General features: G+C 53.2%; 8 protein-coding genes. 7 read left to right on the top strand and 1 reads right to left on the bottom strand.

Features of this window, described 5'->3' with window-relative positions; all coding sequences use genetic code 11:
• Positions 1–148: 148 nt before the first annotated feature.
• The 4 genes from Q3886_RS05095 to Q3886_RS05080 all read left to right on the top strand — a co-directional run bounded on the left by Q3886_RS05095 (position 149) and on the right by Q3886_RS05080 (position 4,537).
• Positions 149–1,585 (top strand): aspartate ammonia-lyase, encoded by a 1,437-nt coding sequence (locus tag Q3886_RS05095; RefSeq protein WP_301860089.1) that lies wholly within the window; start codon positions 149–151, stop codon positions 1,583–1,585.
• 141 nt (positions 1,586–1,726) lie between these two features.
• Entirely contained in the window at positions 1,727–2,116 is a 390-nt protein-coding gene (locus tag Q3886_RS05090; RefSeq protein ID WP_301860088.1) for an HI0074 family nucleotidyltransferase substrate-binding subunit, read from the top strand.
• A gap of 135 nt (positions 2,117–2,251) precedes the next feature.
• Positions 2,252–3,088: a dihydropteroate synthase gene (gene folP / locus Q3886_RS05085; protein WP_301860087.1), complete on the top strand. Its 837-nt coding sequence runs from the start codon at positions 2,252–2,254 to the stop codon at positions 3,086–3,088.
• Between the two features lie 168 nt (positions 3,089–3,256).
• On the top strand, positions 3,257–4,537 hold the full coding sequence (locus Q3886_RS05080; RefSeq protein ID WP_301860086.1) for a hexokinase: 1,281 nt from the start codon (positions 3,257–3,259) through the stop codon (positions 4,535–4,537).
• On the opposite strand, the gene bioB is transcribed toward Q3886_RS05080, so the two are convergent.
• On the bottom strand, positions 4,534–5,526 hold the full coding sequence (gene bioB / locus Q3886_RS05075) for a biotin synthase BioB (protein ID WP_301860085.1): 993 nt from the start codon (positions 5,524–5,526) through the stop codon (positions 4,534–4,536). The genes Q3886_RS05080 and bioB overlap by 4 nt on opposite strands.
• Positions 5,527–5,699: 173 nt before the next feature.
• On the opposite strand from bioB, the gene Q3886_RS05070 reads away from it, so the two are divergent.
• From Q3886_RS05070 to Q3886_RS05060, 3 genes are all read left to right on the top strand, one after another.
• The gene (locus Q3886_RS05070; RefSeq protein WP_301860084.1) at positions 5,700–7,094 is read left to right on the top strand and encodes a PLP-dependent aminotransferase family protein; all 1,395 of its coding nucleotides are present in this window, start codon (positions 5,700–5,702) and stop codon (positions 7,092–7,094) included.
• 2 nt (positions 7,095–7,096) lie between these two features.
• The gene (locus Q3886_RS05065; RefSeq protein WP_301860083.1) at positions 7,097–8,359 is read left to right on the top strand and encodes a DNA repair exonuclease; all 1,263 of its coding nucleotides are present in this window, start codon (positions 7,097–7,099) and stop codon (positions 8,357–8,359) included.
• Positions 8,360–8,364: 5 nt separating this feature from the next.
• Positions 8,365–11,330 (top strand): AAA family ATPase (locus tag Q3886_RS05060; protein ID WP_301860082.1); only part of this gene is annotated, 2,966 nt, incomplete at its 3' end.

The following is an 11,330-nucleotide window of genomic DNA, read 5'->3' as shown; positions in this document are numbered from 1 at the left end:
CGTCCAATTCTGTTTGTCACGGCTTGGGGGAGCCGGAGGGGTATGAACGAAAAGGCTTCATGATATTATTTTTATTACTTAAATATTTATAACTTAGTGCATACTGTATACAAAATACGATTCGCTCAGACGATACGGGGAGGATATTATGAGAACAGAACATGACTTTTTAGGAGAAATGAATGTGCCGGATAATGTATATTACGGTGTGCAGACTATGCGGGCCATGGAAAACTTCCACATTACCGGTGAACATTTAGATCCGGATTTCATCAAAGCCATGGCGACTGTTAAGAAAGCAGCAGCTCTGGCAAATATGTCAACTGGCCGGTTGGACAGCGTCATTGGCAATGCGCTGGTCCAGGCTGCCAGTGAAATCATGGATGGTCAGTGGCTCGATCAGTTCCCCGTTGATCCCATTCAGGGCGGTGCCGGCACGTCAGTGAACATGAATATGAATGAAGTGCTGTGCAATCGGGCTTTGGAAATACTGGGCAAGCCCAAGGGACGGTATGACATTATTTCGCCGAATAATCATGCCAATATGGCACAATCGACGAATGACGTATTTCCGACGAGTATTAAAGTCTGCCTGCTCATGAAAGGCCGCAAGTTAAGCGCAGCCTTGAAAGAACTGGAAGACGGGCTGAATGAAAAAGCCGATGAATTCCATGATGTATTGAAGATGGGGCGTACTCATCTGCAGGATGCCGTTCCCATTACGCTGGGACAGGAAATGGGGTCCTATGCATCGGCTGTACGGCGCGGCAGAATCCGTATCGAACGGTCCCTGGAAGGGGTCCGCATTATCAACATGGGCGGTACTGCTGTCGGCACAGGGCTGAATGCGGAACCGGCCTATATCAAGGCCGTAGCAGCTAAATTGTCCATGCTGACTGGCGATATGTTCGTTACAGCCCGCAACCTGATTGACGGCACGAATAATACGGATATTTTTGCCGAAGTATCAGGCAGCATGAAGGCAACGGCACTGATGCTGATTAAAATGGCCAACGATTTCCGCCTTATGGCATCAGGTCCCCGCTGTGGCCTGAACGAATTGAAACTGCCGCCCCGTCAGCCTGGATCGTCCATCATGCCGGGCAAGGTCAATCCGGTTATGGCCGAAGTCCTCGATCAGACGTGCTATCAGGTCATCGGCAATGATATGGCCATCAGCCTGGGCGTAGAAAATGGCCAGTTTGAATTGAATGTCATGGAACCGGTTATGGCGTTCAATCTGTTCCATTCCATGCAGTATCTGACCAACGCTGTTCATTCCTTTGTGAACTATCTGCTCAAGGGACTGCAGGCCAATCGGGAATCCTGCCAGAACTGGGTTGATCACAGCGTCGGCATCGTAACGGCACTGCTGCCGCATATCGGCTACGAACGGTCGTCCATGCTGGCCAAGGAAGCCTATGCTACAGGCCGTCCCATTCGCGATATTATTCTGGAACACGGGTATCTGACGAAGGAACAGATCGACATTATCCTGTCTCCGGAAGAAATGACGAAACCCGGTATTGCCGGCAAGGCTGTTCTGGAAGAAACTTACAAGGCACAGCGGAAAATTTCCGGTTAATACGTAGTATGCATATAGAATGAACAATAAAAGCTGTTGCACCGGTGCATGTGGTGCAGCAGCTTTTTTGCAGTACTCCATGAATATTGTGGTATCATATAAGGGAACGCAGATTGTGGAACTGTCATGATAAGGAGGCCTATGATGGATATACGGGAGCAGTATGCCCGACAGCTGCATCTTCTCATGCGGGCACAGGAAGAAAATCTGTTTCATCCGCTCATTCAGCGCGGTGTTATTTATGTGTTTCTGGAACAGTTTGATCTGGCTGTACAGATCCTTCGTCAGGCCCTGCGGCAGGACGGACAGGGAATGGTAGCCATGGGCTCATCCAAAGAAGTCATTATGGCTGCATACGAAGAATACCTGTTTATTGACGAATCACTGTGGCTGGCCATGCTGCGGGACCGGCAAAATGCCGTCGTCTGTACCGATAAGGCCAGTATGGTGCGGCGTATTTTCCGGGACTACATTCCCGTATTTGTGCAGGTCCAGGTCTTTGCCGATGAACGGGACGGGCAGGAGAAATAAGGGCCTTGTGTTTCCCTTTGGGCCCTGGTATAATAAATACGGTTTTGCACAGTTTACGGACCTGTCTGGGATAACGACTGAGCATGATGACGTCATGCCTGCCGTTATCCTTTTTTATTGCAAAGGAGAATACTGATGAGAAACGAAGTACGCACGTATACCTGGAAAGACGGCAAGTCCCTGACCGTGGGAGAGAAGACGCTGGTCATGGGTGTGCTGAATTATACGCCTGATTCCTTTTCGGATGGCGGCACATGGAATACTGTCGATGCAGCTCTGCGCCATATGGAACAAATGGTGCAGGAAGGAGCCCATATCATCGATATTGGTGCCGAATCATCGCGGCCGGGATTTACGCCTATTTCTGCAGATGAAGAAATCAGCCGCCTCGAACAGATTCTGCCGCGCCTTATCGATGCCTGCCCGGTACCGGTTTCTGTCGACACGTATAAGGCCAAAACGGCAGACTACGCCATGACAGCAGGAGCCCACATCATGAATGATATCTGGGGCCTTCAGTATGAACACGAACCGGGACAGATGGCAGCTGTGGCAGCTAAACACGGCGTTCCTGTCGTAGTCATGCACAACCAGAACGGTACGGAGTATACGGATATCCTTGAAGATATGAAAAAATTCTTCATTCGTTCTGCCAGCATTGCCGAAGCTGCCGGCATGGCGCAGGAGCAGATCATTACGGACCCGGGCATTGGATTTGGCAAGACCTTTGAACAAAACGTATATGTCCTGCAGCATTTGCAGGAACTGACGAATTTGCCCTATCCCCTGCTGCTGGGAACGAGCCGCAAGGGATTTATCGGCAAAATCCTCGACCTGCCTGTGACCGAACGGATGGAAGGTACCGGCGCTACCTGTGTAGCCGGTGTACTGGCCGGCTGTGCCATCGTCCGGGTCCATGATGTCAGGCCTATTGCACGGATGTGCCAGATGGCCGATGCGCTGCGCTGCTGATTTTCTGTCTGCACCTCTGGCAGTTCTGCTGCATTATATATACGGTAAATCCGCCGCATACGGTGTTTCCAGCACAGTATGGGGCGGATTTTTTATAAGAATCGTGAAATTATGATACATATGATACAATAGATACATATACGTACTAGCAGAGCGGAGGGATACCCTATGGAAAAGCAGGGAAAAGACTGGATGGATATAGCCAGATATTTTTATTGGAGCAAAAAACAGCTGTATCAGTTTTCACAGGATTTTGGCCATGCACTGGAAGAGGCGCTGCAGGGCCGGCCATCATCACTGCAGGCGGAAAAGTCGTATTTGCCCCTGCCGTCAGGCAATGAACAGGGCACGTATTTGGCCCTGGATTTTGGCGGCACCAATATTCGCGTTTCCCGTATCCGCCTGACCGGAAATCATGGCTTCATGGTAGAAAAAATGATTTCCCGTCCCCTGCGGCAGGAAGGTGTTTATGATCTTACGACGCCGGACACGACGGCAGACGAACTGTTTGATTATATTGCCTCTCTGGTCGGTCAGGCTGCCGGCGGCAATCGGCCCTTTTATTTGGGACATACCTTTTCCTTCGGCGTGGCCCAGGAGCATGTACAGGATGGCCGGCTGCTGCAGTGGTCCAAGGAAATTGCCGTATCCGGAGCAGACGGCCAGCTGGTCAATGATCTGCTGCGCCGCGCCTTGGTTCGCCGGGGGCTGGATCAGATTCAGCCTGCTGCCCTGCTCAATGATACGACGGCGCTGCTGTTGGCTGCGGCTTATCAGCATGGCTGCTCTCACGTAGCTGTCATCTGCGGCACAGGGTTTAATATATGCTATTATGAGCCAGCGTTACAGATGGTAATCATTCTGGAAGCCGGCGATTATAAGGGGATGGAACGGACGCAATGGGATGTAGCTGTCGATGAAGCATCGCAGCAGCCGGGATATCACCAGCTGGAAAAGATGGTCAGCGGTGCGTACTTGTGCAAGATTTATGAGCAGACAGTCAAGTCCTACCTGGGGACGGCAGTACCTTCCTTTTCGACTGTCGACATGAACCGCATCGTTGGCAACGAAAACTGCCGCAGTGCCCGCATGATGGCAGCTCAGTTATGGCGGCAGATTGTGGCTCCTGAGGATCTGCAGCAGCTGCGCAGTATTGGCGCATCCATTTTTGTGCGGTCTGCACAGCTTACGGGAGCCGCCTGCTTTGGCGTACTGCGCCATTTATATGGCAGTCAGGACATACCGGTTCAGACACTGGCCATAGAAGGCAGCGTGCTGGAACATGTCCGCGGCAGTTTGTTTATTCTGGAAGATGCCCTGCAGGACTGCTATGAAGAAGAAAGATCAGGAACGACGGAGCGAATTGCCGTTTCGTCGTCCCTGGTCAAAGACGGGCCGTCCATTGGGGCCGCCATTGCCGCTGCCATTGCGGCCCGGCAGCAGGCTTAAATGGCCGGCTGTACCGGTGTGCGTCCCAGGTCGTGCAGCATCTGCATGTCTACGGAAGTGGCATTGCCGTCTGTCGTCAAATAGCCGCCGATCATCATGCCGTCCAGGCCGCCTGTAAGGGCCAGGGCCTGCATGGAACGGAGATTGACTTCCCGGCCGCCGGCTGTGCGGATGAGGGCATGAGGGAGAACAAAGCGAAAGACAGCGAAGGTCCGCAGAATTTCCCACGGCGGCAGAGGACGATTGGTGCCAAAGGGCGTGCCGGCAATGGGGTTGAGAATATTTAACGGAATAGAATCGATGCCAAGCTTTTTCAGGGTAAAGGCCATTTCTACGCGCTGATGCGGCGTTTCGCCGAGACCGAAAATGCCGCCGGAACAGACGCGAAGTCCTGCCTGCTGCGCCGTTTTGATGACCGAAACTTTATCTTCAAAGCTGTGGGTAGAGCAGATAGACGGGAAATAGGACGGCGCTGTTTCGATATTGGCATGATACCGGGATACACCGACAGCCTTCAGGGCCTGGGCCTGTCTGAGCGTAATCAGGCCGAGAGAACAGCAGATTTCCATTTTTGCTTCCTCGTGAATTCGCTTCAGCGCCAGCAGCACGTTGTCAAATTCCGGCCCTTCTGCGACAGACCGGCCGCTGGTGACGATGGCAAAGCGCGCCGCTCCGGCAGCTTTTGCTTTCTTTGCAGACTGCACAATCGTATCTGCATCGAGCAGGGGGTATTCGGTGACGCCTGTGTGGTAATGGGCGGACTGGGCACAGAAGCGGCAGTTTTCCGGACATTTTCCGGAACGGCCGTTTACGATGGCACAGCAGTCGACAGCGTTGCCGCGGAAGCGGCGCCGAATCGTATCGGCCATGGCCAGCAGTACCGGCGTATCAGCGTCAGACAGGGAAATAAGCTCTTCCCCTTCAGCCGGCGTAATATCTTCTCCATTCAGCACCTTGCAGGTATAAGCGGATATTGTTTGAAGTTCCATACATTACATCTCCTGGTATACATTTTGTTTCTGTTAGTATACGCAATTTATGTTATAAAGTCAACTGCATAAAATAAATATAGGTTAACAAACATTTTCGATTTCCCCCTTTTCAGTCTGCCTGTTTTTCGTTACAATAGTATATATTATAACGACAGGTATGGGACTTTTCTATGTTGCAGCTTATCAAAGAAAGCAAGACGCCGTATTACGTGCAGATATATGAATATTATCGCCTGGAAATCGAACAGCAGCGTATGATTGCCGGTATGCGGCTGCCGTCGGTCCGCGAACTGGCGCAGCAGGCCGGGGTCAGTAAAATGACTGTGGAAAAAGCCTATTATCAGCTTGCCAGTGAAGGCTACATTACGCGCCGCTGCAAGGCCCGGTATGAAGTGGCTTTTGTCAGGCCTCAGCAGGAAAACGGCGCTGACGGACGGAGCAGCAGCTTCCATGTAGCCCTGCGGCAGTCCTGGCTGTATGATTTTGGCAGCGGCGATATGGATATGGAACGGTTTCCCCTGGATATCTGGCGGAAACATATGAATAAAGTGTTGTCTGAGCCGGCGTATCTGACGGCCTGCAACGATGAGCAGGGCGTGCCCGATCTGCGCAGTGCCCTCAGCCAGTATGCCTATGAAGTGCGCGGCGTTCATGCCCGGCCGGAACACATCATCATCGGCGCCGGGACGGCATCACTCCTGGGTATGCTGACGACGCTGCTGCGCAGCAGCCGCCTGTGCATTGCCGTAGAAAACCCGGGCTTTCGCCTGGGACGGGAGCTGTTTCGTAATATAGGCTATGATATTGTTCCCATATCCATTCATAAGGGCATGCTCGACATGGATGCCCTGACTGCCAGCGATGCCCGGCTGATATATGTCAGCCCGTCCCATCAGTTTCCTACGGGAACGGTCATGCCCATTGGCATGCGGCAGCGTCTGCTGCAGTGGGCAGAAGAACGGGACGGCATGATCATTGAAGATGACTATGACAGCGAGCTGCGGTATTATGGAAAGCCCGTTCCGGCGCTGCAGGGCCTGGATACGTCAGGGCGGGTCATTTACATGGGCGCCCTGTCAAAGGTCCTGCCGTTTTTTGTGCGCATCAGCTACATGGTGCTGCCGCCCAGGCTCATGATGGCCTATCACCGGCAGCGCGGCCTGTTCCGGCAGGGGGCGTCCGTGCCGGAACAATGCGTACTGGCTGCCTATATCCAGAGCGGCGAGCTATCGCGGCAGATCCGGCGGCTGCGCAAAGACTATCAGGAGAAAGGCGCTCTGATGGAGCAGTTTCTGACGGAAGCCTTTGGACAGCAAATGGAAGTGAGCCGCATTGAGTCCGGCGTATACTGCCACGTATCCCTGCGCAGCTCTTACGGAGAAGCAGAACTGCTGCGCCGTGCCGAAGCCCAGGGATGCCGTGTTCTGGCAGTACAGCCCTTTTATGAAGTCCCGGCACAGGAAGAACGGAAAGAGTTCCTCCTGTCCTTTTCAAAAATACCCAGCCAGAAACTGAAACAGGCCGTCATGGCCCTGCGCCTGGCCTGGAGGGAGGAAGAACGATAGGAATGGCAAAAAGTTTTCGATTTATTCACTGCGGCGATCTGCATTTAGGAAGCCCTTTTCGATCCATTGCCGCTATTGACGAACGGTGGCAGCGGATTGTCGGCAAAGCGCCGGTACGGGCTTTTCAGAAAATCGTGCAGATTGCGATTGATAAAAACGTCCACGCCGTGCTGATCAGCGGCGACGTATACACCAGTGCCGATCATAATCTGACGGCCCAGCTCGATTACGTGCGGCTCCTGCACAAACTGGGGCAGAATCATATACAGGTTTTTGCCGTCCTTGGCAATCACGACCCGCTTGAAGCCTGGAAGGCGAAGATTCCCTTTCCGCCAAACGTCCATGTCTTCAGTGCCGAATCTGTGGAACGGGTGCCGCTCGTGGTCGACGGCGAAGAAGTGGCCGCCATCTATGGCCGCAGCTATGCCAAACGGGAAGAACGGGAAAACCTGGCCTGGAAATTTGCCCGTTCTTCAGCAGATCACTATGCCATTGGCCTGCTCCATACGCAGATCGGCGGCCCTTCGGCCTATGCGCCGTGCAGCCTGACAGACCTCAAGGAAGCCGGCATGGACTACTGGGCCCTGGGCCACGTGCATACGCGGCAAATCCTGAGTGAAAAGCCCTATATTGTCTATCCCGGCAATCCCCAGGGACTGGACTGCACGGAAACGGGCGCCCGCGGCTGTTATTATGTAGAAGTCGGCCCTTATGGCACGACGGACATGGAGTTCATCGACACGAGCGTAGTCCGGTGGGAACAGACAGATATTCCCATCGATTCCATTGAGTCCGTTTCCGAACTGCGGGAAGCCGTGCGGTTTGCCAAGGAAAAAATCCGCCGGGATATTGGCAAGCCTACGTTTCTGACTGTCAATTTCACCGGCGCCGGCAGTATGTATCACGTACTGAATAATCCGGAAGCCACCCAGTACTGGATGGACAGCTGGCAGGAAGAAGAACAAGGCAAATACGCCTTTGTCATGATCGAGCGGCTGTGCAATATGGCCCGGCCTAAAATCAATATGACTGAGCGGAGCAAACTGCCCGATACAGTAGGAGATTATCTGAATGTTGCCGACCGTATTGCCGCACTGAGCAAAGACGAACAGGTAAAAGCCCTGCGGGATATCCTGATGAGCCGGCCGGAATTCGAACGTCTTGGCGCGTATGGCAGGAGTATATCCGATGCCCGCCTGGAGGAAGCCTTTGAAAAGGCGAAATGGCTGGGCATGCAGAAACTGCTGGAAGACAGAAGAGGATAACGTATATGAAGATTATACAGATGAATTTAGAAGATTTCGGCATCTATCATGACGTGCAGTGGAATCCGCCGGAAGCGGGCTTTATTGTCATGCATGGGCAGAACGAAAGCGGCAAGACGACGCTCATGAAATACGTCCGTTCCATGTTCTTCGGCTATCTGCGCGGAGACTGGAAGGGTTTTTTCGGCCATATGACCATTCGCCGCGAAGACGGACGGGAATACGAGATTTTCCGGAATGAAAAGGATTCGTATATTGTGGACGGTGAGGAAATTCTGCGGGATGAGCCGTCTGATTTATGGTGGCATGGCCTGGATCGAAAGACTTACGACAAGATCTTTGCCATGGGCCTGGAAGATCTGCAGGGCTTTAAAATTCTGTCCAATGAAGAAGTGCGCAGTCACTTTTTCAGCGTCGAAGGCGGCGTTCGCCTCGGTGAGGCCCGGCGGGACCTGACCCAGCAGATGGGTACTCTCCTCGTCGCTTCGCCTCAGGGCAAGAAGCCTATCAATATGCTGCTCAACGAACAGAAAGACTTTGACCAGCGCATTCGCAGCCTGTCTTTCGATGAAGAAGAGTTTGCCGCCCTGCAGGCGCAGGAACAGACGACGCATGAAACGGAAAACCGCATTCGCCTGAGCATTGAAGAAACAAAAGGGCAGATTGAGAAAATTTCCATGCCCATTGCCGCCTGGGAAGTGTACCAGCGTGGGCAGGAAGCGATGCGGCGCATGCAGGAACTGGCCAGTGTATCCCAGTTCCCTGCTGACGGTGCCCAGAAGTGGACGGACCTGGAAAATAAAATCAAAGATATTGACGAACAGATTCAGAAACTGGCCGCCGTTTCCCGTAAAGGGCCGGCCTTTCAGGATGCCTGGAACCGCTGGCTCATCTGCGGCACGCAAATTGACGATATATACAGCCATATTGCCGAATGGAAGCAGGGCCTTGAAGAAATCGAAGCTCACGGCGATACGGAAATGGACTGGCAGTTTGAACAGAATCAGTATGCCCAGACCCTGAAGCAGTGGACTGACGGCCATATTCCTGCGTCGGTAAACTGGCAGTACGGGCAGACGGCGGCAGCCGATCTGCTGCGGTGTGAACAGGCAGTGGACAAATGGCAGGCAGCAAAGCCGAAAAACGTCACGTCCCTGCCGGAAGAAGACGAAGGTTCCGTGCGGACTGCCGAAGACTGGCAGGCTGTAGGCAAAGCCGTCGTGGCCATACAGGAACAGCTGGCAGCGCGGAAAAATACGCGGGAACAGCTGCAGTGGCTTCAGCAGGAAGCAGACGGCGGCTCTGCCGGATATGTCGTGCTGACCGTCCTGTTTCTGGCAGCAGCTCTTTTCTGCATCGTCTCAGGACCGCAGTATGTGGACGATACGGATACGGCCTATGCGGGAGCACTCGTCTGCGCCCTTGTGGCCGGTGGATTTTTCTTCAAACGTCAGGCCAATGCCAAGCGAAAGCCGCGGAAAATTGCCGAGCTGGAAAGCCGCCTGACCGGCATTCAGGCCGAAATGGCGAAACTGGCCGAAACGGCGCAGATGTCCGTTTCCATCGAAGATACAGACGATGCGTGGGCTCATGAACTGGACGACATCCGCCGGTCTTATATGGACTGGAAGACGAAGGAAACGAAGACAGCCTGGGAAAAAGAACAGAAAGTCATGTACGATGCTATTTATGATAAATGGCAGAAAGAAGGAAAAGGGCAGCAGCAGAAACTGGATACATACCGGCAGTCCTGGGAAAACTGGCGTACCAACAGCGGCTTTGTCAAACTGGAAGCCCAGCAGGTCCAGGAAGCGAAAGAGCTGTGGGATAAATGGCAGGCCGTTACCGAATCGGCTGATACCTGGCGGAGCCGCAAGGCAGAACTGCAGAACCGCCTGGGCCGCTGGCGCGATACGGCCGAACAGATTTGCCGCGAAGTCGGCATGCCTTGCGATCATTTGCCGCAAGATGCAGAAACGCTGTATAAAAAATGGCAGGATATTCGCGTCCAGGCAGAAGTAGCCCGCGAACAGGATAAGCAGGAAGCGCAGCGGCGGGAACAGATTGAACAGCTGAAAAAGGACAAGGATATTCGCCTGAATCAGCAGAAAGATCTGCTGGCCCTGACCGGTGCACAGACTATTGGCGAATTCCGCAGCAAAGTCCTCAAATTCCGTCAGTTCCAGCAGTATAAAGAAGTCTACGATCAGTCGGAAGACCATATCCGCCTCATTGCCAAGACGCCGAAGAACCTGACCGAACTGCGGCGGGAACTGAAGGTACATACTCTGAAAAACTGGACAGACGAACGGGATTATTATGAAAAGAAAATTGCCGAAGCTGAAAAGAAACTGGCTGAAGTAGCGGAAAAGCGGGGCAGCATTGTCGAACGGCTGAGCCAGATGGCCAAAAGCGACGTATACGGCAAGCTGCTTCAGGAACAGCAGAACCGCAGGGCCGAACTGGATACACAGGTCAATGACTGGCTGGTCTATCTCTTTGCCCAGCATATGCTCGGCGAAGCGCAGACCTATTATGAACAGGTCCGTCAGCCTGTCGTTATCCGTCAGGCCGGGGAGTACCTCCATATGATGACCCAGGGACGGTATACGCTGCAGGCCAGCTTTGACGGCCGTCAGCTCTATGCCGTAGACAACGCACAGCGGCGCATTCCGGAAAAGCAGTGGAGCAGCGGCCTGGGCGATCAGATTTATCTGGCTATCCGCATCGGTCTGGCCATGGCCTTTTCCAAGCAAATCGAGCCCATGCCCATCATTCTGGACGACATTCTGGTGCGCTTTGACGAACAGCGGCAGAAAGAAGCACTCCGCTTCCTGGCTGCTCTGGGCAAAAAAGAACAGATCTTCCTCTTTACCTGCTCTGAAGCGACGCGGAATATTGCCAAAGACGTACAGCACATGCTGGCCGGTGAAACCGACACGATACACCTCTTTGAAATCGAACAGGGAAC

The sequence above is a fragment of the uncultured Megasphaera sp. genome, from assembly GCF_958350005.1.
In the GTDB taxonomy this organism is placed as follows: Bacteria; Bacillota; Negativicutes; order Veillonellales; family Megasphaeraceae; genus Megasphaera.
This window is presented reverse-complemented; position numbering and strand designations above follow the sequence as displayed.

What these genes read in the sequence shown, in the direction of transcription:
- Q3886_RS05095 (WP_301860089.1), top strand. Translation starts at nt 149, where the DNA reads ATGAGAACAGAACATGACTTTTTAGGAGAAATGAATGTGCCGGATAAT.
- Q3886_RS05090 (WP_301860088.1), top strand. Translation starts at nt 1,727, where the DNA reads ATGATGGATATACGGGAGCAGTATGCCCGACAGCTGCATCTTCTCATG.
- folP (WP_301860087.1), top strand. Translation starts at nt 2,252, where the DNA reads ATGAGAAACGAAGTACGCACGTATACCTGGAAAGACGGCAAGTCCCTG.
- Q3886_RS05080 (WP_301860086.1), top strand. Translation starts at nt 3,257, where the DNA reads ATGGAAAAGCAGGGAAAAGACTGGATGGATATAGCCAGATATTTTTAT.
- bioB (WP_301860085.1), bottom strand. Translation starts at nt 5,526, where the DNA reads ATGGAACTTCAAACAATATCCGCTTATACCTGCAAGGTGCTGAATGGA.
- Q3886_RS05070 (WP_301860084.1), top strand. Translation starts at nt 5,700, where the DNA reads ATGTTGCAGCTTATCAAAGAAAGCAAGACGCCGTATTACGTGCAGATA.
- Q3886_RS05065 (WP_301860083.1), top strand. Translation starts at nt 7,097, where the DNA reads ATGGCAAAAAGTTTTCGATTTATTCACTGCGGCGATCTGCATTTAGGA.